Raw genomic sequence first — 25,370 nt, 5'->3', positions numbered from 1 at the left:
GGTTAAAGCCTGATGACCCGAGCCCGGCTTACGCCTGCTCGTTGACTTCGACGAATTCGTCGGCGCCGCCCTTGATCGCTTCAACAACGTCGTTGACGGCGTTGGCACGGCCTTCCAGGATGGCGTCGGCCACGCCGCGCGCATACAACTGGATCGCCTTGGAAGAGTCGTCGTTGCCCGGGATGACGTACGCCACGCCTTCAGGCGAGTGGTTGGTATCGACCACGCCGATGACCGGAATGCCCAGCTTGGCAGCTTCGGTGATGGTGCCGTTGTGGTAGCCGACGTCGATCACGAAAATCGCGTCCGGGATGCCGCCCATGTCCTTGATGCCGCCGATGGATTTTTGCAGCTTGATCATCTCGCGCTGGAACATCAGCGCTTCCTTCTTGCTCATCTTTTCGGTCGAACCGTCAGCCAGGGCAGCTTCCATGTCCTTGAGGCGCTTGATCGAGGTCTTGATGGTCTTGAAGTTGGTCAGCATGCCGCCCAGCCAGCGCTGGTCAACGAAAGGCACGCCGGCGCGCTGCGCTTCGGCGGCGATGATGTCGCGCGCCTGGCGCTTGGTGCCGACCATCAGGATGGTGCCGCGGTTGGCCGACAACTGGCTGATGTACTTCATCGCTTCCTGGTACTTGGCCAGGGTTTTTTCCAGGTTGATGATGTGAATCTTGTTGCGATGGCCGAAGATGAACGGCGCCATCTTGGGGTTCCAGAAGCGGGTTTGGTGACCGAAATGGATGCCGGCTTCCAGCATTTCACGCATTGTAACTGCCATGTTTTTCTCCAGGGTTAGGACTGGAATCCGCCCAGTCACCCGGCCGCAGAGCCTGCGGAACGGGCACCCTTGTCGGGCGGATTCGCGATTTACAAAAAGAATAACTTGGACTCACTTCCAAGCTAACCCGAGATTCTACCTTAAATCCCCGCTTCGCTTCAAGCCCGCCGGTTCCGTACAGGCAGCAACGCGCCGAGTCGTCTATAATCGCCTATTGACTGATTACATTTGTGCGCGATTGCGCATCTTGCCGGACCAATATGATCTCTATCAAAACTCCCGAAGACATCCAGGGCATGCGCGTGGCCGGCAAGCTGGGCGCCGAAGTCCTGGATTACATCACCCCTTACGTCAAGGCTGGCGTCACCACCGGCGAGATCGACCGCCTGTGCCATGAGTACATGGTCAGCGTGCAAGGCACGATCCCGGCGCCGCTGAATTACTGCCCACCCGGCTACACGCCCTATCCCAAAGCGATCTGCACCTCGGTCAACGACGTGGTCTGCCACGGCATCCCCGGTGACAAGGTGCTCAAGAACGGCGATGTCGTCAACCTCGACATCACCGTCATCAAGGATGGCTACCATGGCGACACCAGTCGCATGTTCTATATCGGCGAGCCATCGATCCTGGCGCGGCGCCTGACTGAAACCACCTATGAATGCATGTGGCTGGGTATCGCCCAGATCAAGCCGGGCGCCCACCTGGGCGACATCGGCCATGTCATTCAACAACATGCGGAAAAAGCGGGCTACAGCATCGTGCGCGAATTCTGCGGCCATGGCATCGGCAAGGTCTTCCATGAAGATCCGCAGGTGCTGCATTACGGCCGTCCCGGCACCCTGGAAAAGCTGGAAGCCGGCATGATTTTCACGGTCGAGCCCATGCTCAATGCCGGCCGCCGCGAAGTGCGCGAGATGGGCGACGGCTGGACCATCAAGACCAAGGACCGCAGCCTGTCGGCGCAGTGGGAACACACCGTGCTGGTGACGGCAAGCGGTTTCGAGATCCTGACCGTTTCGCCCGGCATGCCGGCGCCGCCTGCCTTCATCACCCAGCCGGTCACGGCCTCCCCGGTCAGCGCATAACGATGGTTGCGCTGGCACCCACGCTCAAGGACAGGCTCAAGGCGGAACGCCAGGCCATCGTTACCGTTTTCGAGGCCGACCACCAGCCGGACCGGCTGCTGACCAGCCTGCGCCGCAGTGTTGACGGGGTGCTGAGCGACGCCTGGAATACCTTCGGTTTCCCGGCCGATACCGCACTCGTGGCGGTCGGCGGCTACGGCCGCGGCGAACTGTTCCCGCATTCGGATGTGGATGTGCTGGTGCTGCTGGGATCGACGCCCGATGCCGCGCTGCAGGCCAAGCTCGAGGAACTGGTGCAGCTGTTCTGGGATATCGGCCTGGAAATCGGCCACAGCATCCGCACGCTCGATGAATGCCTGACCGAAGCAGCGGCCGATATCACCGTGCAAACCAGCATGCTGGAAGCGCGTTTCGTCACCGGCAATCGCAAGCTGTATCGCCAGTTGTGCGAACGCCTCGGCGCAGCCATGGACCCGCAAGCCTTCTTCCAGGCGAAAACCCTGGAATTGCGCCAGCGCCATGTCAAGTACGAAGACACGCCCTACAGCCTGGAACCGAACATCAAGGAAAGCCCGGGCGGTCTGCGCGATCTGCAGGTAATCCTGTGGGTGGCCAAGGCGGCCGGTCTGGGCGACTCCTGGCGCAAGCTGGCCGGGCGCGGCCTGATCACCCCCACCGAGGCGCGCCAGCTGACCCGCACCGAGCGCATCTTCAAGGATATCCGCATCCGCCTGCACCTGCACACCCGCCGTCGCGAAGACCGCCTGGTGTTCGACGTGCAGACGCCGATCGCCGAATCCTTCGGCTTTGCCACGACCGATGCGCGCCGCGCCAGCGAACACCTGATGCAGCATTACTACTGGGCGGCCAAGGCGGCTACCCAGCTCAACACCATCCTGCTGCAAAACATCGGCGCAAGGCTGTTTCCGCAGCCGGCCGTGCCGCATCCGATCAACGAGCGCTTCAACGAAGTCAACGGCCTGCTCGATATCGCCCGCGACGACACCTTCGCCACCACGCCATCGGCGATGCTGGAAGTGTTCCTGTTGCGCGCCCAGCGCCCCGAACTCAAGGGCATGACCGCGCGCACCCTGCGCGCACTGTGGCATGCACGCTTCAGGATCGACAGCCGGTTCCGCCGCGATCCGCACAACCGCGCGCTGTTCCTGCAGATCATCCAGGCGCCGCAAGGCATCACCCACGCCCTGCGCAGCATGAACCAGACCAGCATTCTGGGGCGCTACCTGCCGAATTTCCGCCGCATCATCGGCCAGATGCAGCACGACCTGTTCCACGCCTATACCGTGGACCAGCACATCCTGATGGTGGTGCGCAACGTGCGCCGCTTCACCATGAGCGAGCATGCGCACGAATATCCGTTCTGCAGCCAGCTGATGGCCGATTTCGCCCAACCCTGGCTGCTGTACATCGCCGCCCTGTTCCACGACATCGCCAAGGGGCGCGGCGGCGACCACTCCAAGCTGGGCAAGGCCGATGCCCGCCGCTTCTGCAAGGACCACGGCTTGGCGCCGGAAGACACCGAACTGGTGGCATTCCTGGTCGAACAGCACCTGTCGATGTCGCAAGTGGCGCAAAAGCAGGACTTGTCCGATCCGGATGTGATTGCAGCATTCGCGAAAAAAATGGGCGACGCGCGCCACCTGACCGCGCTGTACCTGCTGACGGTGGCCGACATCCGCGGCACCAGCCCGAAAGTCTGGAACGCCTGGAAAGGCAAGCTGCTGGAAGACCTGTACCGCATGACCTTGCGCGTGCTAGGCGGCGAAGCCCATTCGACCGACCGCGAACTGAAGAACCGCCAGGAAGACGCGCTGAAGTCGCTGCGCCTGTACGGCCTGGCGGAAAACGCCCATGAAAAGCTGTGGCAACAGCTCGATGTCGCCTATTTTCTGCGCCACGACGCTTCCGACGTCGCCTGGCAGACGCGCGCCCTGTACGACAAGACCGAAAGCGCCACACCGGTGGTCAAGTGCCGCCTGGCGCCGATCGGCGAAGGCTTGCAGGTCACGGTCTATGTCAAGGACCGGCCCGACCTGTTTACGCGCATCTGCGGCTATTTCGACTGCAAGAACTTCAGCATCATCGACGCCAAGATCCATACCACCCGGCATGGCTATGCGCTGGATACCTTCCTGATCACCGAGCCGGCCTTCGCCAGCAACTACCGCGACATCATCAACCTGATCGAACACGACCTGAGCCACGAACTGCAGTCGCAACAGGCCATGCAGACGCCGTGCAAGGCGCGCCTGTCGCGCCAGTCACGCAGCTTCCCGGTGACGCCGACGGTCGACCTGCGCCCGGACGAGCGCGGCCAATATTACCTGCTGTCGGTATCGGCCAACGACCGCACCGGCCTGCTGTATTCGATCGCCAACGTACTGGCGCGCCACAAGCTCAACCTGCACACCGCCAAGATCATGACCCTCGGCGAACGGGTCGAGGACGTGTTCCTGGTCGATGGCCCGGCCCTGACCCATGCGCGCAGCCAGATCCAGCTCGAAACCGACTTGCTGGACGCCTTGCGCGTGTAACTCTTTTCAAACCGCAATACCCATGACAGAACCGACAGAACCTTTACGCCTCTCCAAACGCATGTCCGAACTTGGCCTGTGCTCGCGCCGCGAAGCCGATGAATGGATCGCGCAAGGCTGGGTGCGCGTCGACGGCAAGATCGTCGCGGAACTTGGCAGCAAGGTGCTGCCGCAGCAGCGCATCACCATCGAGCGCCAGGCCAGCGCCGAACAATCCAAGCGCGTCACCATCCTGATCAACAAGCCGATGGGCTACGTCAGCGGCCAGGCCGAGGATGGCTACAAGCCGGCGGTGGTGCTGGTCAATGCCGAATCGCGCTGGCAAGAGGACCAGGCGCCGCAGCAGTTCCATCCCAAGCAGTTGCGCAGCCTGGTGCCGGCCGGGCGTCTCGACATCGACTCGGTCGGCTTGCTGGTGCTGACCCAGGATGGCCGCGTCGCCAAGCAATTGATCGGTGAAGATACTTCTATCGAAAAGGAATATCTGGTGCGGGTCAAGTACGGCAAGCCGGGCCAGTTGCCGGAAGCGGACCTCAAGCTGCTCAACCATGGCCTGTCGCTGGATGGCAAAAAACTCTTGCCGGCGAAAGTACGCTGGCAAAACGAGGACCAGCTGAGCTTCATCCTGCGCGAAGGCAAAAAACGCCAGATCCGCCGCATGTGCGAAGCCGTCGGCCTGAAAGTGATCGGCCTGAAGCGCGTGCGCATCGGCAACGTCAAGCTGGGTGACCTGCCGACCGGCCAGTGGCGCTATCTCGGGGCGGACGAACAGTTCTGACGGGGCCTATCGGATCGCCCGGCCACTGTCCGGGCCCAGTCCGGGCATGTGCGCCGGACTCAGTCGTCGCTGCCGGCGTCGAGGCCGGGAAACAGAATTTCCGTGTAGCCGAACTTGCCGAAATCCCGGATCCGCATCGGATACAGGATGCCGGCCAGGTGGTCGCATTCATGCTGCACCACGCGCGCATGGAAGCCATCGACCTCGCGCCGGATGACATGGCCGTTGCGGTCCAGTCCTTCATAGCGCAGTTGCGTGTAGCGCGGCACCATGCCGCGCAAGCCCGGCACCGACAGGCAGCCTTCCCAGTCCTCTTCCATCGCTTCCGACAAGGGCGTCAACACCGGGTTGATCAGCACGGTTTCGGGCACGGCAGGCGCCTCCGGGTAACGCGTATTGCTGCCGAAGCCGAAAATCACCAGTTGCAGGTTGACGCCGATCTGCGGCGCCGCCAGGCCCGCGCCATTGGCCGCGTGCATGGTGTCGAACATGTCGGCGATCAGCGCCTCCAGCGCGGCGGTGCCGAAGCTTGCCACCGGCTCGGCCTGGCGCAGCAGGCCCGGATCGCCCATCTTCAGGATCGGTCGTACGCTCATTATTTCAGGCCATGCACGTATTCGGTGAAGGCAGCGCCGGTCTCCGCGTGCTTCATGCCAATTGCCAGGGTCGCCTTCAGGTAACCGAGCTTGGAGCCGCAGTCGTAGCGCTGGCCGGCGTAACGATAGGCCAGCACCGCCTCGTCCTGCATCAGCGCGGCGATACCGTCGGTAAGCTGGATCTCGCCGCCGGCACCCTTGCCCAGGTTTTCCAGGCGCTCGAAGATGGACGGATTGAGGACGTAACGCCCCACCACCGCCAGGGTCGACGGCGCGACGTCCGGCTGCGGCTTTTCGACGATGCCGTGCACCCGCTCGAGGTTATCGAGGTAAGGCGTGGCGCTGACAATGCCGTATTGTTTGGTGTCGGCGCGCGGCACCTCCTGCACCGCCAGGATGCTGGCGCCTTCACGCGCGTAGCGTTCGGTCATCTGCGCCAGCACCGGCACCTGCCCCGCATCGACATCCATGAAATCATCGGCCAGCAAGACTGCAAACGGCTCGTCATTGACCACCGGGCGGGCGCACAGCACGGCATGGCCGAGGCCGAGCGGCGCCGACTGGCGAATAAAAATGCAATTGATGTGTTTCGGAATGACGTTGCGGATGGTTTCCAGCAAGGCGTGCTTGCCCGCCGCTTCGAGTTCGGCTTCGAGTTCATACGCCTTGTCGAAATGGTCTTCAATGGCGCGTTTGTTGCGCCCGGTGATGAAAATCATCTCGGTGATGCCAGCCGCCACCGCTTCCTCGACCGCATACTGGATCAATGGCTTGTCGACGATCGGCAGCATTTCCTTGGGTTGCGCCTTGGTTGCGGGCAGGAATCGGCTGCCGAGGCCAGCCACCGGGAATACCGCTTTACGGATTTTTCTCATGACACACCTTTCAATAATTCAGTCAATCCTGCTTCATCGAGTATGGTAACGCCCAATTCCTGCGCCTTGGCCAGCTTGCTGCCGGCGTCCTCACCCGCCACCACATAGGCGGTTTTTTTGGACACGGAGCCTGCCACCTTGGCGCCCGCCGCCTCGATCATCGCGGCGGCCGCATCCCGCGTCAGATTAGGCAAGCTGCCGGTCAAGACAAAGGTCTTGCCCTGCAGCGGGCTGGCCGCCGAGGTTGCACTGGCCACACCCACCGCACCGGCTTCCAGCGGCATCGCCTCGCGCTCCGGCCAATGCACGCCGGCAGCGCGCAATTGCTCGACCAGTTCGCGATTCAGCGGGTCGGCGAAAAATTGCAGGATCGAGGCGGCCACCACCGGTCCGATATCATCCACTGCCAGCAATGCTTCCTCGCTTGCATCCATTACACCATCCATGCGACCGAAGTGGCGCGCCAGTGCCTTGGCGGTGGCCTCGCCCACATGGCGTATTCCGAGGGCATAAATGAAACGGGCCAGCGTCGTCGACTTCGACTGTTCCAGTGCGTTGAGGACATTTTGCGCCGACTTGTCGGCCATGCGCTCCAGCGCCGCCAGTGACATCAGCCCGAGCTTGTAAAAGTCGGCGGCGGTGGTGATGACATGCTTGTCCACCAGTTGTTCGACCAGCTGTTCGCCCAGGCCTTCAATATCCATGGCGCGGCGCGAAACGAAATGCAGCAAGCCGCCCTTCTTTTGCGCGGCGCACTTGATCCAGCCGCCGGAGCAGCGCGCCACGGCCTCATCCTCGCTCCTGACGATCGCCGAGCCGCATACCGGACAGGCCGCCGGCATGAGGAATTCACGGGCATCCACCGGCCGCAGTTCCGGCACGATCGCCACCACTTCCGGGATGACGTCGCCGGCCCGCCGCACGATGACGGTATCACCGATGCGCACATCCTTGCGCCGCACTTCATCTTCATTGTGCAGCGTGGCATTGGTCACCGTCACGCCACCCACCGACACCGGCGCCAGCCGCGCCACCGGGGTGATGGCGCCGGTACGCCCGACCTGCACGCCGATATCCTGCACCACGGTCATGGCTTCCTGCGCCGGGAACTTGTGTGCCAGCGCGTAGCGCGGTGCCCGCGAGACGAAACCGAGCCGCTGCTGCTCGGCCAGGCGATTGACCTTGTACACCACGCCATCGATCTCGTAAGGCAGGGATGCACGCATTTCGCCGATTTCGCGATAAAACCCCAGCAAGCCTTGCGCCCCCTTTACCACTGCCCGCTCCTTGCAGACCGGCATGCCAATTGCGTCAAACCAGTCGAGCAGGCCGGCATGCGAATCCGGCATTGCGGCGCCTTCCAGCAAGCCGACGCCGTAGGCATAAAAGCGCAGCGCGCGTTGCGAGGTAATCTTCGAATCGAGCTGGCGCAGGCTGCCGGCGGCAGCATTGCGCGGATTGGCAAATTCCTTGAGCCCGGCCTCGCGCTGGCGCGCATTGAGCCTGGCGAAATCCGCCTTGAACATCAGCACTTCGCCGCGCACGTCAAGTACCGCCGGCGGATTTTCCATGCGCAGGCGCAGGGGAATGGCACGGATGGTGCGGATATTGACAGTGACGTTTTCGCCGGTGGCGCCGTCGCCGCGGGTAGCGGCTTGCGCCAGCACGCCGTTTTCATAGCGCAGGTTGATCGCCAGGCCATCGAATTTCAGCTCGGTGGCATACTCCACATCGCTTTCCGCGTGCAAGCCGTCGCGCACGCGACGATCGAAGGCAAGGATATCGGCGTCATCGAAACCGTTGCCAAGGGATAGCATCGGCACCGAATGCCGGACGGCGGCAAATTGCGGCAAGGGCGCACCGCCCACGCGCTGGGTCGGCGAATCGGCGCAGCATAATTCGGGATGCAGCCGCTCCAGCGTGCTCAGCTCAAGGAACAGCTTGTCGTATTGCGCATCGGGAATGCTCGGATTGTCCAGCACATAGTAAGCATGCGCGTGCCGGTTGAGTTCGGCGCGCAGCCAGGCGGCGCGTGCCGACGCATCTTCAATAAAATCTGCCTGCATGTTCAGTTAATTAAACAGGCGCAAGGCGCGCACCGATCCGGCCGGGATCTCCGCAACTTGCATGTCTTCATAGAAGGCATTGACCTGGCGGGCAATTTCCGCCAGCGACTCTTCGGCGAGCGGCTGGCTGCCGTCGTCGACGACAGTGCCGCCGAGGCGCGCGGCCAGCGCCTTGGCGCAGGCGATCATGGCGCCGAAACCATCGCGCTGCGGCGACACGCAAGGCACATCCAGCAGCAGGGTCAGGCGCGAGGTCGTGTCTTCGGCCAGGGTAACATTGGTGGACAACGAGAACAGCACGCCGCCGTCGCCATCGGACATCACCAGGCGGCCGTCCGGACGCAGGTCAAAGCCCTGCCGCTCCAGCGCCGCCAGCAAGGTGTTAATGGCCCAGGGCGCGCCATTCGACTGTACGTTGACGCTCAACTTGGCATCGTATTCCGCGACGAACTGGTGCAGCGAACGCGCCGCGGTCATTACCGCCGTCATGTCCGGCACTTCCGGTTCGGCATTGATTTCGTCGGCCACCTGGCGCAAGCGCGTTACCAGTTCCGAATATTCCAGTTCGTTCAAGGGGCTGCCACGATTGGCCAGTTGCACGCCAGCCAACAACGCGCCATACACGCCACGGTGCACAATCGTCTCCCACTGGCCATCTTCACGCTGGCCGATGAAATGCACAGGCTTGTTGCCGACATGACGCAGTCCTTGCAAGGGCAAAATGATTTTCTCGCCGTAAGCGGGCGTTTCAAGCGCCAGCGGGATAGCACAATCGACCAGCGAATCCACCGGCAAATCACGGGCCGGCGCCGCTACCGCCTGCACCACTTCATCGAGCGCATGTGCGGGCGCTGCGTCAGCGCCGTCTGCCAGGGCGGCACCCGCCAGGCTGGCACCGTCAAGACTCGGCTCCTGGCGCAACTCGCGGCTGACATGCGTGGCAGCCGCCGTTTGCATGAGCACATCGTCAGGTGCAGTCGAAAAAGCGCGCTCGACGCTTTTTTTTGCCTTGTATTCTTGCCATTTATTGTAAGAAATCACACCGACAACAATTGCGCTGCCGATTGCAATCAGGCTCGTCTGTAAATCGGTCATACCGCTTTTGTCCTGGAAACGTAATCAATGATGAGTTTGATGTTGATTGGACACATTATACGTAAGCTGCGCCATCAAAACAGCTTTGCCATGGATTTCACCACGTTCAAGCACCCATTGGACGCAAAAACAAGCCACTTGATTTGATTTCCATCAAAAAGAATTGGCTCAAGGAAAAACTCCAGAAATTGACAGCAATCAAAAAGAAAAATTTTGCAAATAATAAACTGCCAATTGTTGTGATCCGGAACGAATCAAGTTCGCTGGGTAAATTTTCCGGAATTCGACGGCGATTCCAGGCAAGGCCTCTTCCCGATGCCTTGTGCCGGGATTGCCAATGCGGAATCCAAGATTTTATCGATAGCCAATGCTGACAAGGTGCCTCATGTTAAAACACCAGAAAGAACTCCGTTTCCAGGAACTGGCCATGCTGTCAGTCAATCCGATACTGCGCAATATCCATCATTGGTGGCTGCAACGGGCCGAACGCCATTTCATGATCTGCGCCGACGTCGAAGAAAAGCGCGCGCGCGAAGCGCAACAAAACGTCGCCTATTACCAGAAACGTGCCGCCATGGCACGCTCGGCCCGCATCTGAAATCGTCGACTCAAGCCGCTTGCGCCTCGGTGGCGAAACTCGCCGCCGATTCCATATCCACCGCGACGATGCGCGAGACGCCCTGCTCCTGCATCGTCACCCCGATCAGTTGCTGCGCCATTTCCATCGCAATCTTGTTGTGAGAAATAAACAGGAATTGCGTGTTGTTCGACATGCGCTTGACCATATTGCAGAAGCGCTCGGTATTGGCATCGTCCAGCGGCGCATCCACCTCATCGAGCAGGCAGAACGGCGCCGGATTCAGCTGGAACATCGAAAACACCAGCGCGGTTGCGGTCAATGCTTTTTCACCGCCCGATAGCAAATGAATGGTGGCGTTTTTCTTGCCGGGCGGCTGCGCCATCACTTGCACGCCTGAATCGAGGATTTCATCGCCGGTCATGATCAGCCTGGCATTGCCGCCGCCAAACAGGATCGGGAACAGTTCCGAGAAATGGCGGTTGACCTTGTCGAAGGTATCCTGCAGCAAGGCGCGGGTTTCAACGTCGATCTTGCTGATGGCATCTTCCAGCGTCGTCATGGCTTCGGTCAGGTCGGCGGTCTGGGCGTCGAGGAAGTTCTTGCGCTCGGACGCCTGCGCCAGCTCGTCCAGCGCCGCCAGGTTCACCGCGCCCAGCGCTGCGATGGCATTGGTCAGGCGCGTGACTTCACCCTGCAGGTAGGAAGGCTTGAGATCGCCATGGAGTTTTTCCGTTAGCGCCGCTTCGTCGGCCTGCGCTTCGACCAGCTGCTGGGCATACTGTTCCTGGTTCAGGCGCGCGGCCTGTTCCTTCAACTGCAGTTCCATGATGCGGTCGCGCTGCGGCTGCAGGCTGCGTTCGGACTGCAGCCGCGCCTCCTCGTGGTGGCGCAGCTTTTGCGCCAACTGATCCAGTTCGTGACGGGCATCGGCTAACGCGCGTTCCTGCCCGGTGCGTTTGTCCAGCAGTGCCTGCAAGCCGGCCTGGGCCGCCTGGTCGTCCAGGCTTTCCAGTTCCAGGTGGCCCTGCTGCATGCTGGCGAACAGTTGCGTGGCCTGCTCCAGTGCGGTGGCGATGCTGCGCTTTAATTCCTCGATCTTGCTGCGCTGGGACTTTTCGGCAAATTCGGCTTCCTGCGCCGACCGTTCCAGGTCGCGCAGGCGCACGCGGGCATCGTTCAGCTGCTGCTCGCGCGCCAGATAGGCGGTCTGGCCTTCCTCATGGGTTTCCTGCAACTCGGCCAGTTCCATGTCGAGCTGCTCGAACTTCGCCTCGGATTCGGCCTTGACCTGCTGCTGCTCGTCTTCCTGCGCCGCAATCTCTGCCAGCTCCCCGGCGATCTGGGTGCTGCGCTGATTGAAACGTTCCTGCACCTCGGACAACTTCATTACCTCGATCTGCAGGCTGTGCGCGGTCTGAGTCAGGCCCTGCACGCGCATGCGGTATTCCTGCAGGCGCTGGGTCGCCTGCGTCAGGGCGGCTTCGGCGCGCACCGCGCGTGACCTGGCCTCGTCGGCCAACATGTGCTGGGCGCGCAACTGCTTGGTGATATTGTCGATTTCCTGCTGGCGCGCCAGCATGCCATCCTGCTCCGAATCGGCGGCGTAGAAACGTACGCTGGTCTTGCCGATCGCATGGCCCTGGCGCGTGATGAAATAGGCGCCATCGGGTAGCCTCACGCGATCAAGGAAGGCTGCCGCCGCATCCTCGGCGACAAAGACGTTGTGCAGCCAGTCCTGCATCAATGCGCGCAGACCGGGGTCATTCAATTGCAGCAGGTGGAGCATGGGCTTGAAGCCCGGCGGCGTTTCGATCGCGCTGGCGCCGACGGCACCAGCGGCCACGCCATTGGCGCTGTACAGTGCCAGCTTGGCTGGCGGCGCATCGCTGAAAAATGCCTTGGCCCAGTCGAGACTGGACATTTCCAGCGCCGAGGTACGCTCGCGCAAGACCGACTCCAGCGCGGTTTCCCAACCGGCGTCGATATGCAGCTTTTGCCACAGGCGCGGCAAGTCGCCCAGTTCATGCTTCTGCAGCCAGGGCTGCACCTTGCCCTGGGTCTGGACATTTTCCTGCAACTGTTTCAGCGCCGACAGGCGCGCTTCCAGCTGGGCATTGGCGGCGGTTTCGGCGTTCACCTGCGCTTGCGCGGTGCGGCGCTCTTCTTCCAGCCGCGGCTGCTGTTCCTGGGCCTCTTCGAGCAAATGCCCGGCTTCTTCCAGCGCCATCTGCTGTTCTTCCAGCTGCGCCTTCAGGTTGGCCAGATGCGTGCCATCCGGCATGTTCATTCCATTCTTTTCCTGCGACAGGCGCTCGCGGCGCACCGCCAGGCTGGCAAGGATATTGGAGGCATTGCGCTGATGCGCCGACTCCAGTTCGATCTGCTGCTGGCTCTGCATGATCTTGCTGCGCGATTCAGTCGATTTCAGCTGCGCCTCGCGCCAGGCCTGTTCCAGCGCCGGCAGGTTTTCATGCTGCTGCTGCGCGGTCTGTTGCGCCTGCTCGACGCGCGCCGCCTGCTCTTCCAGCATCAGCTCCGACTCGGCCAGCTCGTCCTGGTACTGACTGCCCTGGCGTTGCCACTGGTCGCGCTGCGCGGTCAGGGAATTGAGTTGCGATTGCAGGCGACTGCGCGATTCGATGACGAACTTGATCTGCGCTTCCAGGCTGCCGATTTCGGAATTGGTCTGGTACAGGTGGCCCTGCGCCTGGTGCATGCGGTCGCCGGCGCCGTAATGCGCTTGGCGCATGTGTTCGAGCTCGGTTTCGACGTGGCGCAGTTTGGCTGTCTGCTCTTCCAGGTCGGTCTGGGCCTTTTCGATGTCGCGAAAAACCTTTTCCTGTTCGCCTTTGGCTTCGTTTTTGCGCAACAGCCACAGCAGCTTCTGCTTTTCCTCCTGATCGCCCTGCAACTCGTGGAACTTGCGTGCCACTTGCGCCTGGCCCTCCAGCTTTTCCAGGTTGGCGTTCAGTTCGCGCAAAATATCCTCGACACGCGTGAGATTTTCTCGCGTGTCGTGCAGGCGGTTCTCGGTCTCGCGGCGGCGCTCCTTGTATTTCGACACGCCCGCGGCTTCTTCCAGGAACACCCGCAGCTCTTCCGGGCGCGCCTCGATGATGCGCGAGATCATGCCCTGGCCGATGATGGCATAGGCGCGCGGCCCCAGGCCCGTGCCGAGGAAGATATCCTGGATATCGCGGCGGCGCACTGCCTGGTTATTGATGTAGTAGGTGGAAGTTCCGTCGCGCGTCAGCGTGCGCTTGACGGCGATTTCGGCGAACTGGTTCCATTGGCCGGCGGCCCTGCCCTCGGCATTGTCGAACAGCAGCTCCACCGAAGAGCGTCCGGCCGGCTTGCGATGGGTGGAGCCATTGAAAATCACGTCCTGCATCGACTCGCCGCGCAGTTCGGAGGCCTTGGATTCGCCCAGCACCCAGCGCACCGCATCGATGATGTTGGATTTGCCGCAACCGTTGGGACCGACCACGCCGACCAGCTGGCCCGGCACCTGGAAATGGGTAGGATCGACGAAGGATTTGAAACCCGATAATTTAATGGAGGTTAAACGCACGTTATCGACTTTATCCGGTGAATTTCAACAAAATGGCCGCGTCCGTCACCCCGGCCCGCTGGCGGGCGAGGCGCTCCGGGCGGCGCATGGCGTGGCAATCATAACATTGAAGAAGCGGCCTCCCTCCCATTTTGGCAAGCCCGTGGCCGGTTTGCCGCGAACATGAGCGGTATAATGCTGCACTTCTGTGCGCGCCGTTGCATATTGGCGTTTTGTTATCAATCTATTCCCGCCTTCGCTGTGAATCCACTTCTCGACAAACTGCAACCTTACCCCTTCGACAAGCTGCGCAAGCTGTTTGCGGACGTGACGCCGAACCCGGCCTACCGCCCCATCAGCCTGGGCATCGGCGAGCCCAAGCACCCCACTCCGGCATTCATCCGCCAGGCGCTGGCCGACAGCCTCGACGGCCTTGCTGCCTACCCAGCCACCGCCGGCAGCGAAGCCCTGCGCGCAGCGATCGCCGGCTGGCTGGAGCGCCGTTACGGCTTGCCGAAACTGGATATCGCCACGCAAGTGCTGCCGGTCACCGGTTCGCGCGAAGCCCTGTTCGCGCTGGCGCAGACGCTGGTGGACCCGCGCCGCGGTGACGCCCTGGTGGCGTGCCCCAACCCCTTCTACCAGATCTATGAAGGGGCCGCCTACCTCTCCGGCGCCGAGCCTTATTACATCAATTCCAACCCGGCGCGCAATTTCGCGCCGGATTACCAGAGCGTGCCGGCGGAAGTGTGGGCGCGCGTGCAATTGCTGTACCTGTGCTCGCCGGGCAATCCGACCGGCGCCGTGCTGTCGCTGGACGACTGGCAGGCATTGTTCGACCTGTCGGACCGCTACGGCTTCGTGATCGCCTCCGACGAATGCTATTCCGAGATCTATTTCAAGGACGAGCCGCCGCTGGGCGGCATGGAAGCCGCTCACAAGCTGGGCCGCGCCGGCTACCCGCGCCTGATTTCGTTTTCCAGCCTGTCCAAGCGCTCCAACGTGCCCGGCATGCGTTCGGGCTTTGTCGCCGGCGACGCCGACATCCTCAAGAAATTCCTGCTGTACCGTACCTACCACGGCAGCGCCATGGGGCCGGCGATCCAGTCGGCATCGGCAGTCGCCTGGGGCGACGAGACGCACGTACAGGAAAACCGCGCCAAGTACATCCAGAAGTTCCGCGAAGTCACTCCGCTGCTGGCGGAAGTTCTCGACGTCGCCCTGCCGGATGCCGGCTTCTACCTTTGGGCGAAGGTGGACAAGCTGGCGGCGATCTCGGACGTCGACTTCGCCAAACGCCTGTATGCCGAATATAATGTGACGGTCCTGCCTGGTAGCTATCTGGCGCGCGAGGCGCACGGCATCAACCCGGGACAAAACCGCATCCGCATGGCGCTGGTCGCCGAAACTGCGGAATGCCTGGAAGCCGCGCAGCGCATCGTCGAATTCACCCGCAAGCTGGCGGCACACTGATTTTTCCACCATTGAACAAGACAGATACCAACATGACTCAGCAACTGCAAAAAATTATCGATCAAGCCTGGGAAGACCGCGCCAATTTCTCTCCGAAATCCGCCCCTGCCGAAGTGCGCGACGCCGTCGCCCACGTGTTGGGTGAACTCGACCAGGGTTCTCTGCGCGTCGCCGAAAAAATTGACGGCGCCTGGAACGTCAACCAGTGGATCAAGAAAGCCGTGCTGCTGTCGTTCCGCCTGGAAGACAATGTGCCGATGCCGGCCGGCGCGAATGGTGCAAACTCGATGCAGTTCTACGACAAGGTACCGACCAAGTTTGCCAACTACACCGCCGAAGACTTCGCCAAGGGCGGCTTCCGCGTGGTACCGCCGGCGGTCGCCCGCCGCGGCAGCTTCATCGGCAAGAACGTCGTGCTGATGCCTTCCTACGTCAACATCGGCGCCTACGTCGATGAAGGCGCGATGGTCGATACCTGGGCCACCGTCGGCTCCTGCGCGCAGATCGGCAAGAACGTCCACCTGTCCGGCGGCGTCGGCATCGGCGGCGTGCTTGAACCGATGCAAGCCAACCCGACCATCATCGAAGACAACTGCTTCATCGGCGCGCGCTCGGAAATCGTCGAAGGCGTCATCGTCGAGGAAAACTCGGTGATCTCGATGGGCGTGTACATCGGCCAGTCCACCAAGATCTATGACCGCGCCACCGGCGAAGTCAGCTATGGCCGCGTGCCGTCCGGCTCGGTGGTGGTCTCCGGCAGCCTGCCCTCGGCCGATGGCAAGTACAGCCTGTATTGCGCCGTCATCGTCAAGCGCGTCGACGCCAAGACCCGCGCCAAGACCGGCATCAACGAATTGCTGCGCGACGCGTAATTTGCTTCTTTTTTATCCGGATCAGCAGTCTGCCGTTGAATAAATAAAACCACCAGGGAGAACAACCATGGCAATGGATCGCTTGTTTCAGTTGATGCAGGAAAAATCCGCCTCCGACATGTTCATGGCGGTGAATTCGCCGATCCAGCTGAAAATCAACGGCAACCTGATTCCGATCAACCAGCAAAAAATCGACAATGGCGCGATCATGTCGCTGCTGGCGGAGGTGCTTGCGCCTTCGCAGCTCGACGAACTCGACAAGAACAATGAACTGAACCTGGGCATTCCGGTGCCGGGTGTCGGCAGCTTCCGGCTGTCGGCCTTCCGCCAGCGCGGCACCATTTCGGCGGTGTTCCGCTACATTCCCGGCACGATTCCCGAACTGGAAACGCTGCACCTGCCGCCGGTGCTGGCCGACATCATCAAGCAAAAGCGCGGCCTGATCCTGGTGGTGGGCGCCACCGGCTCGGGCAAATCGACGACGATTGCCTCGATGCTGGACCATCGCAACAATGCCATGGCGGGCCATATCCTGACGCTGGAAGACCCGATCGAATTCCTGTTCAAGAACAAGAAGTCCATCGTCAACCAGCGTGAGATCGGCGTCGATTCGAACAACCTGAACATTGCCTTGAAAAATGCCCTGCGCCAGGCGCCGGACTGCATCCTGATCGGCGAAATCCGCGACAAGGAAACCATGTCGGCGGCGCTGGCCTATGCGCAGTCCGGCCACCTGGTGGTGACCACGCTGCATGCCAATAACAGCTACCGGGCGCTTAACCGCATCATCGGCTTCTTCCCGCTGGAAACACGCCAGGCCATGCTGCAGGACCTGGCATCGACCATCCTGGCGATCGTTTCGCAACGGCTGGTACCTGCCACCAATGGCAAGCGACTCCCCGCAGTCGAAGTGTTGATGAACACCCGGCACATCGCCGAGCTGATCGAGGACGGCGAAATCGGCCAGATCAAGGAAGCGATGGAGAAGAGCATGTCGCCCGGCTCGCAAACCTTCGAGCAGGCGCTGCTGGGACTGATCAAGGAAGGCCTGGTCAGCCAGGACGATGCCCTCGCCTACGCCGATTCCGCCACCAACCTGTACTGGCTGCTGAACAACGAAGCCTCCGACAAGAGCATGCAAAAGGAAGAGCAGAAGGACGATGGCGCCAACTTCACCGAATTCACGCTGAACGTCTGAAACCATGAGCATTACCCCCATGAGCATTACCCTCTACGGCATCCCCAATTGCGACACGGTCAAGAAAGCCCGCACCTGGCTGGATGCGCGCGGCATTCCCTACGTCTTCCACGACTTCAAAAAAGCAGGCATCAGCGAAGCGCTGGTCTCCGGCTGGCTCAGGGATGTCGCCTGGGATGTGCTGGTCAACCGCAAGGGCACGACCTGGCGCGGCCTGGACGAGGCCCGCAAGGAGTCCATCTTCGATGCCGCCAGCGCCACCACGCTGATGCTGGAAGCGCCTTCCATCGTCAAGCGCCCGGTGCTGGTCAAGGACGGCCGCACCCATGTCGGCTTTGCCGACGCCAGCTATCAACACATTTTCGAGAAACCCTGATCTTATGAGCAAAACGCTCGCCCTGACCGAAGAATTGATCGCCCTCTCCTCCGTTACTCCGGAAGACAAGGGCTGCCAGGATCGCCTGGCTGAACTGCTGTCCCCGCTGGGCTTCCGCTGCGAGACCATCGCTTCCGGCGGTGTCACCAACCTGTGGGCGCGCCGCGGCACCGCGCAACCGCTGCTGGTCTTCGCCGGCCACACCGACGTGGTGCCGACCGGCCCGCTGGAACAGTGGCAATCCCATCCGTTTACGCCAACCCATCGCGACGGCAAGCTGTACGGCCGCGGCGCCGCCGACATGAAGACCTCGATTGCGGCCATGGTGATCGCCGTCGAGGAGTTCACACAGGCGCATCCCGACCACAAGGGATCGATCGGCTTTCTGATCACCAGCGACGAGGAAGGTCCGGCCACCGATGGCACCGTGGTGGTCTGCGAGCAGCTCAAGGCACGCGGCGAACAGCTCGACTACTGCATCGTCGGCGAACCGACCGCGGTCGACCAGCTGGGCGACATGATCAAGAACGGCCGGCGCGGCAGCATGTCCGGCAAGCTGCTCATCAAGGGCATCCAGGGCCACATCGCCTACCCGCACCTGGCGCGCAACCCGATCCACCAGGCCGCGCCGGCGCTGGCCGCGCTGGCCGCCGAAAAATGGGACGACGGCAACGAGTACTACACGCCGACTTCCTGGCAAATGTCCAACATCCACGCCGGCACGGGCGCCACCAATGTCATTCCCGGCGAAGTGATGGTGGATTTCAATTTCCGTTTTTCCACCGCCAGCACGGTAGAAGGCCTGCAACAACGCGTGCATGCCATCCTCGACAGGCACGGCCTGGAATACAGCCTGCAATGGACCGTCGGCGGCCTGCCCTTCCTGACGCCGCGCGGCGAACTGAGCGACGCCCTGGCGCGCGCCATCCGCGATGAAACCGGCCTGGAAACCGAGCTGTCGACCACCGGCGGCACTTCGGATGGCCGCTTCATCGCGCAAATCTGCCCGCAAGTCATCGAATGCGGCCCGCCCAACGGCAGCATCCACAAGATCGACGAGCATATCGAATTGCGCTATATCGATCCGCTAAAGAATATCTACCGCAAGACGCTGGAAAACCTTTTGCTGTAAAGTCGCCGGCCTGCCACGCCATTCTTGCGGCGCATCGCGATGCGCCCTGCTTTGCTTTTCGCAGTATCCTGCGTGCTTGACGCTATTTTGAAGTAATTATCTCAATGACACCGAACGATTTTTCCACCCTGCGCGACCTGCTGCGCTATGCGGTCAGCCGCTTCAACGATGCCGGCCTGTTTTTTGGACACGGCAGCAGCAATGCCTTCGACGAAGCCGCCTACTTGCTGTTGCATACGCTTAAGCTGCCGCTTGACAAGCTCGATCCCTTCCTCGATGCGCGCCTGCTGCCGGAGGAAGTCGCCAACGCCATCCGTGTCATCGAGCAGCGCGCCACCGAACGCCTGCCGGCCGCCTACATCACCCACGAAGCCTGGCTCGGCGACTACCGCTTCTATGTCGACGAGCGCGTCATCGTGCCGCGTTCCTTCATCGCCGAACTGATCCCCGATTATTTTTCGCCGTGGGTCGCCGTACCGCATGAAGTCACCGACATCCTCGACCTGTGCACCGGCTCCGGCTGCCTGCCCGTCATGCTGGCCGACGCCTTCCACAACGCCCACGTCGATGCAGTCGATATCTCGCCCGACGCGCTGGCGGTGGCACAGCGCAATATCGGCGATTACGAATTGCAGGAGCGCATCACGCTGCTTGAATCCGACCTGTACACCAAGTTGCCGGAAAAGCTATACGACATCATCGTCAGCAATCCGCCCTACGTGAACGCCGAATCGATGACCAGGCTGCCGGGCGAATACATGCGCGAGCCGCAGATCGCCCTGGCTGGCGGCGCCGATGGCATGGACCTGGTGCGCATCATTGTCGCCGGTGCCGCCGAACGCCTGAAACCACAAGGCATCCTGGTGGTCGAAATCGGCAACGAGCGCGCGCATGCCGAAGCCGCCTTTCCCGACCTCGAACTGACCTGGCTGTCCACCTCGGCGGGCGACGATATGGTGTTCCTGGTGACCAGGGAACAATTGCAAGCAAAGAAAAAGAAATGATCCGTTTTCAGCAAGTCAGTCTCATGCGCGGCATCAAGCCGCTGTTCGAATCCGCCGACGTTACCCTCAACCCGGGCGACAAGATCGGCCTGATCGGCTCCAACGGCGCCGGCAAATCCAGCCTGTTCGCCATGCTGCGCGGCGAACTGCACGCCGACCAGGGTGAAATCGATTACCCGGCCAAGTGGCGCGTCGCCTACGTCGCCCAGGAAACCCCGGCGCTCGACCGCCCCGCCATCGAGTATGCGATCGACGGCGACACCACCCTGCGCCGCCTCGAGGACGAACTGGCCTACCTGGAAAGCCAGCCGGAAAGTGCCGACAACGGCACCCTGATCGGCGAGCTGTACAGTTCGCTGGCCGATGCCGACGCCTACACGGTGCGCTCGCGCGCCGAGCAGCTGCTGCTGGGCCTGGGCTTTTCGATGCCACAGATGGAGCAACCCGTCGCCAGTTTTTCCGGCGGCTGGCGCATGCGCCTCAATCTTGCGCAGGCGCTGATGTGCCCGTCCGACCTGCTGCTGCTGGACGAGCCGACCAACCATCTGGATCTCGACGCCATCATCTGGCTGGAAGACTGGTTGAAGCGCTATGCCGGCACCCTCGTCATCATCTCCCATGATCGTGATTTTCTCGATGGTGTGGTGAATGTCATCGTGCATATCGACGAGCGCAAGTTGAAGCGCTACTCTGGCAATTACTCCGCCTTCGAGCGCCAGCGCGCAGCGCAAATGATCCTGGCGCAAGGCATGATGGAAAAGCAGGCACGCCAGCGTGCCCACCTTGAATCATTCATCGAACGCTTCAAGGCCAAGGCCAGCAAGGCCAAGCAGGCGCAAAGCCGCGTCAAGGCACTGGCCCGCATGGAAGAAACCGCGCCGCTGCGCGCCGCCGCCGAATTCTCATTCGAATTCCGCGAGCCGCTCTCCGCGCCGAACCCGCTCCTGGTGATGGAAGATGTCAACGCCGGCTACCGCATCGAAAGCGAGAAAGACTACAGCGTCACCGAAAAGACCATCGTCTCCGGCATCAATTTCTCGCTGCAGATCGGCCAGCGCATCGGTCTCCTGGGCGTCAACGGCGCCGGCAAATCGACGCTGATCAAGACCATTGCCGGCGAGCTGGCGCCACTGACCGGTGAAGCGCATCTCGGCAAGGGCTTGAACATCGGCTACTTCGCGCAACACCAGGTCGAAATGCTGCGCCATGACGAATCGCCGCTGTGGCATCTGGTCAAGATCGCGCCGACCACGCGCGAACAGGAATTACGTAATTTTCTCGGCAGCTTCAACTTCCCGGGCGACATGGTGACGGCCAAGATCGCGCCCTTTTCCGGCGGTGAAAAGGCCCGCCTGGCGCTGGCGCTGATCGTCTGGCAACGGCCCAACCTGCTGCTGCTGGATGAACCGACCAACCATCTGGACCTGGAAACGCGCGAAGCCCTGACTGAAGCGCTGGCGCAATTCGAGGGTACCCTGATGGTGGTGTCGCATGATCGCCATCTGCTGCGCGCCACCACCGACCAGTTCATCATTGTCGCCGACGGCCAGCTGCAGCCCTTCGATGGCGACCTCGACGATTACAAGGACTGGCTGTTCAAGACCAAGCTTGCCAGCGCCAACAAGGACAAGGCAAAAGCGGCAGCACTACCGCCCGCCAGCAGCACGGCAAAGATTGCCTCGCCGGTAGCAACTACGGCACCGGCGGCGTCCAGCGTCGACAAGCGCGAACAGAAGCGTGCCGAAGCGGAAGACCGCCAGCGTCTCGCCGCCCTGAAAAAGCCGATCGAGTCCAAGCTGAAAAAGCTGGAAGAGCAGATCGCCAAGCGTACCGCGCAAAAGGCGGCTGTCGATGAAAAACTGGCGGATCCGGAAATCTACGACGTCGCCAAGAAAAAGGAGTTGAAAGTCCTGCTAACCGACCAGGCGTATTACGCCAAGGAACTGGAACAGCTCGAAGGGGAGTGGCTGGAACAGCAGGAAGCGCTCGAGCAGGCATCCGCGTAACAGTACGCAACAGTACGCAACAGCGCGCAACAGCGCGTAACAGCGCGTAACAGCGAGCGCCTGCCCAAGCGCTTTGTTCCCTGCTTATTCTCGGCGATCGTTGGCCCTCATTTCTTGGGTTTGCTGATTTCGTGACCGATGATGCCGCCAACTGCAGCACCGCCGATGGTACCGCCGGTGCTGCCCCCCGTTAACACGGAGCCACCCACAGCACCAGCGCCGATGACCGTATTGCGGTCCTACGTCGACATGCCGGAACAGGCACTCAATCCCAACAGTAGTGCCATAGCACCAATATGTAATGAAAGACTCTGCATGGTTTTCATAAGATTCCCTCTTATTCAAACATGTGATTGCTCCCTCCTGCCCGGCCTTGCCGGTTTCTTGTACCCATTTTTTCATTAGATAAAGCTGCGCGAAGTTCGTTCTGGTTTCCAGTAATCAAGCTATAAAATTGATACAATCCTGACAATCCTCCTTATTTGCGCTGACTTGATGCACAACGATTCAACACCCCTGAATTGCGCCCAAGCCCCACTGCTGCAAGCATGGATCAGGACATGAATCAGGACAAATAAGGCCAGACTTCCCTTGCAAAAAACACTCACCATCATCGGCGCCGGACGTGTCGGCAAAGCCCTCGGCAAGTTGTGGACCCAGCACCAGGCATTCCGCTTGCAAGACGTGCTCAACCAGTCGCCGGCAAGCGCCCGGCGCGCCACAGCCTTCATCGGCGCCGGCCAGCCAATCAGCGATTACGCCAGCCTGCAAGCCGCCGATGTCTATCTGATTGCCACCCCCGACGACCAGATCGTGGCCAGTTGCGCGGCGCTGGCGCAGACCGGCCTGCTGTCGGCCGACGCCATCGTGTTCCACTGCAGCGGCGCACTGCCCTCCTCTGCGCTGCGGCCGGCAATCGACCAGGGCGCTGCCACTGCTTCCATCCATCCGATCCGCAGTTTTGCCGCGCCGGAGCGAGTGGTGCAGGATTTCGCCGGCACCTGGTGCGGCATGGAAGGCGACCAGCGCGCATTGGCGGTGCTAGACCAGGCCTTCAGCGCCATCGGTGCGCAACTGGTGCCGCTCCAGGCTGACGCGAAAATCCACTACCATGCCGCCGCCGTCTTTGCCAGCAACTACCTGGTGACCCTGCTGGACGTCGCCACGCAATCGTATGGCCGCGCCGGCATCGCGCCCGATGTCGCCTTGCAGATGATGGCGCCGCTGGTACGTGAAACGATGGAAAATGTTTTCCGGATGGGCCCGGAAGCGGCGCTGACCGGACCGATTGCGCGCGGGGATATGGCCACCGCCAACGCACAGTGGCACGCGGTGACGGCGGCCAACCCGGCGCATGGCGAACTGTACCGGCAATTCATGCAATTGACGGCCGAACTCGCCGCCCGGCGCCAGCCGCCGAAGCAGTAAAATGGATCCATGTCGCTCTCCCACCCTATCGCCATCCCGGAAAATGAAATCGAATTCAGCCAGATCCGCGCACAAGGGCCGGGCGGGCAGAACGTCAACAAGGTTTCCTGCGCCGTGCACCTGCGCTTCGACATCGGCGCCTCTTCGCTGCCAGAGCATTACAAGGAACGGCTGCGCAAACTGAATGACCAGCGCATCACCAGGGACGGCGTGGTGGTGATCAAGGCGCAACAGTCGCGCAGCCTGGAAAAAAACAAGGCCGACGCCTTGCAGCGCCTGCAGGAGCTCGTCGAGAGCGTGTCGGCGCTGCCGCCGGTACGCAAGCCGACCAGGCCGACGCGCAGCTCACAGCTAAAGCGCGTGGAAGGAAAACTCATCCACGGCAGGGTGAAATCCCTGCGCGGCAAGATTGTCGAGTAGCCTCGCAGGATTGCAAGAACCGTGAACTGGCCGAATTTCAATACGGGGAAGAGGTCAACGCGCCGGCATAGGCGTCGACGTGGTAGCCTGGCACGCCAGACCAGTCCGACAGGTTGAAAACGGTATTGGAGTCCGCCAGCTTCTTGATCTCGACATTCAGCATGGTCAAGGGCTGCCCCGGCGCGCACACGCTTGGCGGAATGAGCGGCCGGACGAAATAGACGGCGCTCTGTGTCGTCGTGGACGGATTCGTCACCCGGCGCGCAGTAACGGCGTTGCTGCCTTTGTTCCCCTGCACCAGCAAGGCGGTTTCGACGCCCACACCGATGCCGCGCGCGGCGCCAACATTGCTTGTGCCCGCCGCGAGTATCCCTCCCGGGCAACCGAAGCTGGAAACCGGCGCAACCAGCCGTGCAAGGAGTGCGATCAGCCGCCCCATGCGATCCCGGCTGTCGAGATGCGAGTCCAGTATCGTGTTCGCCAGGGATGGCGAGGCGAGGAATCCCGCCGTCAGGCTCAATGGGTTGGGATCCAGCGTCATGTATTTATTGTAGGGGTCGGACAATGCCTGGGCCGAGCTGACCGTTCCCTTGAATGCGGCAAAGTCGAACTGCCCGAGGACGGCCAGCCCGGCGCTGGTGCCACCAATCGGCACGTTGTTTCGCATCAACTCCTGCAGCGTCCCATCCAGCCTCGTTCCCTTCCAAAACCTGATGTAATCGCTCTGGTCCCCGCCCGCAATGAAGACGGCGTTGGCCTTGCCTACCACGGCGTTGACAAAGGCATCGTTTGCTGCGGCAACGCTGGGGATCACCAGGGTTTCAACCGAAGTCAGTCCGAGCGATGCGCCGCCGACCCATTGATCCGCGATGGTTTTCGATGTCGTCAGGTTCGCATCGCTATAGTAAATATATGGATCGTAAGCGTCGGTGCCCGTGGCGCGGATCACGACAAAGCGTCCGCCCGTCCCCGGCTTGATGCCGGCCCTGGCAATCATCCAGCGAAATGCCTCGTCGACATCGAGACCGCCGCCCATCAGCACGATCGACGAAGTGGATGGCGGCGCAATTTTCGCCTCCTCCGCCGGCCCGCCGCCACCTTCGGGCGTGACGAAATAGCTGTAGGGTTTCTCCGCGCTGGCGACGCCAAGCGTTGCCGCCAGCACAGCTCCCACCCCGAAACGCGCCAGGCTTAGGGACGAAAGCCAGCGGGCCGCCAGATTGGCAATAAAAGACAGCTTCGAAGTCATGGTCAGGTCACTCCCGGCACGGATGGGCGGCAGGGCATGGATTGCCCGCGCTGCCTGTTCGCCACATGCATTCTTTCATGACCGGCGAAGTGCCGAATTAACGAATATCAACGCGGCAATTGCCCATAGGCCGAAATTGGCCGCGTTGCATGATTGCCGCGCGCCCTGAATATCGCCATTGCCCGCGCCACAGTTCTTCGCTAGAATCGTCCGCGGAACATCCCGCAAGGGAACACTCGTTCCAACGTCGC

At 61.6% G+C, this 25,370-nt stretch carries 20 protein-coding genes; 13 read left to right on the top strand and 7 right to left on the bottom strand.

Annotation, left to right across the window (positions count from 1 at the left end; translation table 11 throughout):
* Positions 1–28: 28 nt before the first annotated feature.
* On the bottom strand, positions 29–778 hold the full coding sequence (rpsB, locus tag D3878_RS04060; RefSeq protein ID WP_119784314.1) for a 30S ribosomal protein S2: 750 nt from the start codon (positions 776–778) through the stop codon (positions 29–31).
* Positions 779–1,038: 260 nt separating this feature from the next.
* Here rpsB and map point away from each other — a divergent pair, with 260 nt between their 5' ends.
* The 3 genes from map to D3878_RS04045 are packed head-to-tail and all read left to right on the top strand — an operon-like array spanning position 1,039 to position 5,199.
* On the top strand, positions 1,039–1,866 hold the full coding sequence (gene map / locus D3878_RS04055; protein WP_119784313.1) for a type I methionyl aminopeptidase: 828 nt from the start codon (positions 1,039–1,041) through the stop codon (positions 1,864–1,866).
* Between the two features lie 2 nt (positions 1,867–1,868).
* Positions 1,869–4,421: a [protein-PII] uridylyltransferase gene (locus tag D3878_RS04050; RefSeq protein WP_119784312.1), complete on the top strand. Its 2,553-nt coding sequence runs from the start codon at positions 1,869–1,871 to the stop codon at positions 4,419–4,421.
* A 22-nt stretch (positions 4,422–4,443) separates the two neighbouring features.
* Positions 4,444–5,199, top strand: coding sequence for a pseudouridine synthase (locus D3878_RS04045; RefSeq protein WP_199688076.1), 756 nt, complete (start codon positions 4,444–4,446; stop codon positions 5,197–5,199).
* Positions 5,200–5,258: 59 nt separating this feature from the next.
* On the opposite strand, the gene def is transcribed toward D3878_RS04045, so the two are convergent.
* From def to D3878_RS04025, 4 genes are read right to left on the bottom strand one after another with little or no spacing between them, the layout of a single operon-like run.
* The gene (gene def / locus D3878_RS04040) at positions 5,259–5,795 is read right to left on the bottom strand and encodes a peptide deformylase (protein ID WP_119784310.1); all 537 of its coding nucleotides are present in this window, start codon (positions 5,793–5,795) and stop codon (positions 5,259–5,261) included.
* Entirely contained in the window at positions 5,795–6,670 is an 876-nt protein-coding gene (gene galU / locus D3878_RS04035) for a UTP--glucose-1-phosphate uridylyltransferase GalU (RefSeq protein WP_119784309.1), read from the bottom strand. Before galU ends, def begins: the two co-directional genes overlap by 1 nt.
* The gene (gene ligA / locus D3878_RS04030; protein WP_119784308.1) at positions 6,667–8,736 is read right to left on the bottom strand and encodes an NAD-dependent DNA ligase LigA; all 2,070 of its coding nucleotides are present in this window, start codon (positions 8,734–8,736) and stop codon (positions 6,667–6,669) included. The genes galU and ligA overlap by 4 nt, the downstream gene beginning before the upstream one ends.
* Before the next feature lie 6 nt (positions 8,737–8,742).
* On the bottom strand, positions 8,743–9,831 hold the full coding sequence (locus D3878_RS04025) for a cell division protein ZipA C-terminal FtsZ-binding domain-containing protein (RefSeq protein WP_119784307.1): 1,089 nt from the start codon (positions 9,829–9,831) through the stop codon (positions 8,743–8,745).
* A gap of 385 nt (positions 9,832–10,216) precedes the next feature.
* Between D3878_RS04025 and D3878_RS23675 the strand changes: the two genes are divergently transcribed.
* Positions 10,217–10,429: a hypothetical protein gene (locus D3878_RS23675; protein ID WP_119784306.1), complete on the top strand. Its 213-nt coding sequence runs from the start codon at positions 10,217–10,219 to the stop codon at positions 10,427–10,429.
* A gap of 10 nt (positions 10,430–10,439) precedes the next feature.
* Here the strand turns inward: D3878_RS23675 and smc are convergent, their stop codons facing one another.
* Positions 10,440–13,982, bottom strand: coding sequence for a chromosome segregation protein SMC (gene smc / locus D3878_RS04015; RefSeq protein ID WP_119784305.1), 3,543 nt, complete (start codon positions 13,980–13,982; stop codon positions 10,440–10,442).
* A 240-nt stretch (positions 13,983–14,222) separates the two neighbouring features.
* On the opposite strand from smc, the gene dapC reads away from it, so the two are divergent.
* The 9 genes from dapC (at position 14,223) to arfB (ending at position 23,870) form a co-directional block, all read left to right on the top strand.
* A complete protein-coding gene (gene dapC, locus D3878_RS04010; protein WP_119784304.1) occupies positions 14,223–15,434 on the top strand; it encodes a succinyldiaminopimelate transaminase in 1,212 nt (403 codons plus the stop codon).
* A gap of 32 nt (positions 15,435–15,466) precedes the next feature.
* A complete protein-coding gene (gene dapD / locus D3878_RS04005; RefSeq protein WP_119787689.1) occupies positions 15,467–16,306 on the top strand; it encodes a 2,3,4,5-tetrahydropyridine-2,6-dicarboxylate N-succinyltransferase in 840 nt (279 codons plus the stop codon).
* A gap of 67 nt (positions 16,307–16,373) precedes the next feature.
* Complete coding sequence (locus D3878_RS04000; RefSeq protein WP_119784303.1) at positions 16,374–17,504, top strand: PilT/PilU family type 4a pilus ATPase; 1,131 nt, start codon at positions 16,374–16,376, stop codon at positions 17,502–17,504.
* Positions 17,505–17,523: 19 nt separating this feature from the next.
* Positions 17,524–17,880 (top strand): ArsC family reductase, encoded by a 357-nt coding sequence (locus tag D3878_RS03995; protein WP_119784302.1) that lies wholly within the window; start codon positions 17,524–17,526, stop codon positions 17,878–17,880.
* A 4-nt stretch (positions 17,881–17,884) separates the two neighbouring features.
* Positions 17,885–19,012 (top strand): succinyl-diaminopimelate desuccinylase, encoded by a 1,128-nt coding sequence (dapE, locus tag D3878_RS03990; protein ID WP_119784301.1) that lies wholly within the window; start codon positions 17,885–17,887, stop codon positions 19,010–19,012.
* 104 nt (positions 19,013–19,116) lie between these two features.
* Positions 19,117–20,016: a 50S ribosomal protein L3 N(5)-glutamine methyltransferase gene (gene prmB, locus D3878_RS03985; RefSeq protein WP_119784300.1), complete on the top strand. Its 900-nt coding sequence runs from the start codon at positions 19,117–19,119 to the stop codon at positions 20,014–20,016.
* Complete coding sequence (locus D3878_RS03980) at positions 20,013–22,022, top strand: ATP-binding cassette domain-containing protein (RefSeq protein WP_119784299.1); 2,010 nt, start codon at positions 20,013–20,015, stop codon at positions 22,020–22,022. Before prmB ends, D3878_RS03980 begins: the two co-directional genes overlap by 4 nt.
* A gap of 591 nt (positions 22,023–22,613) precedes the next feature.
* The gene (locus D3878_RS03970; protein WP_119784298.1) at positions 22,614–23,450 is read left to right on the top strand and encodes a Rossmann-like and DUF2520 domain-containing protein; all 837 of its coding nucleotides are present in this window, start codon (positions 22,614–22,616) and stop codon (positions 23,448–23,450) included.
* A gap of 9 nt (positions 23,451–23,459) precedes the next feature.
* Positions 23,460–23,870 carry an alternative ribosome rescue aminoacyl-tRNA hydrolase ArfB gene (arfB, locus tag D3878_RS03965; protein WP_119784297.1) on the top strand — a complete coding sequence of 137 codons (411 nt, stop codon included), beginning with the start codon at positions 23,460–23,462 and terminating at the stop codon, positions 23,868–23,870.
* A gap of 37 nt (positions 23,871–23,907) precedes the next feature.
* Here arfB and D3878_RS03960 read toward each other — a convergent pair whose 3' ends face one another.
* Positions 23,908–25,119, bottom strand: coding sequence for a cyanophycinase (locus tag D3878_RS03960; protein WP_119784296.1), 1,212 nt, complete (start codon positions 25,117–25,119; stop codon positions 23,908–23,910).
* Positions 25,120–25,370 lie beyond the last annotated feature (251 nt).

Origin of the sequence: Noviherbaspirillum sedimenti (assembly GCF_003590835.1) — a bacterium.
In the GTDB taxonomy this organism is placed as follows: Bacteria; Pseudomonadota; Gammaproteobacteria; order Burkholderiales; family Burkholderiaceae_D; genus Paucimonas; species Paucimonas sedimenti.
This window is presented reverse-complemented; position numbering and strand designations above follow the sequence as displayed.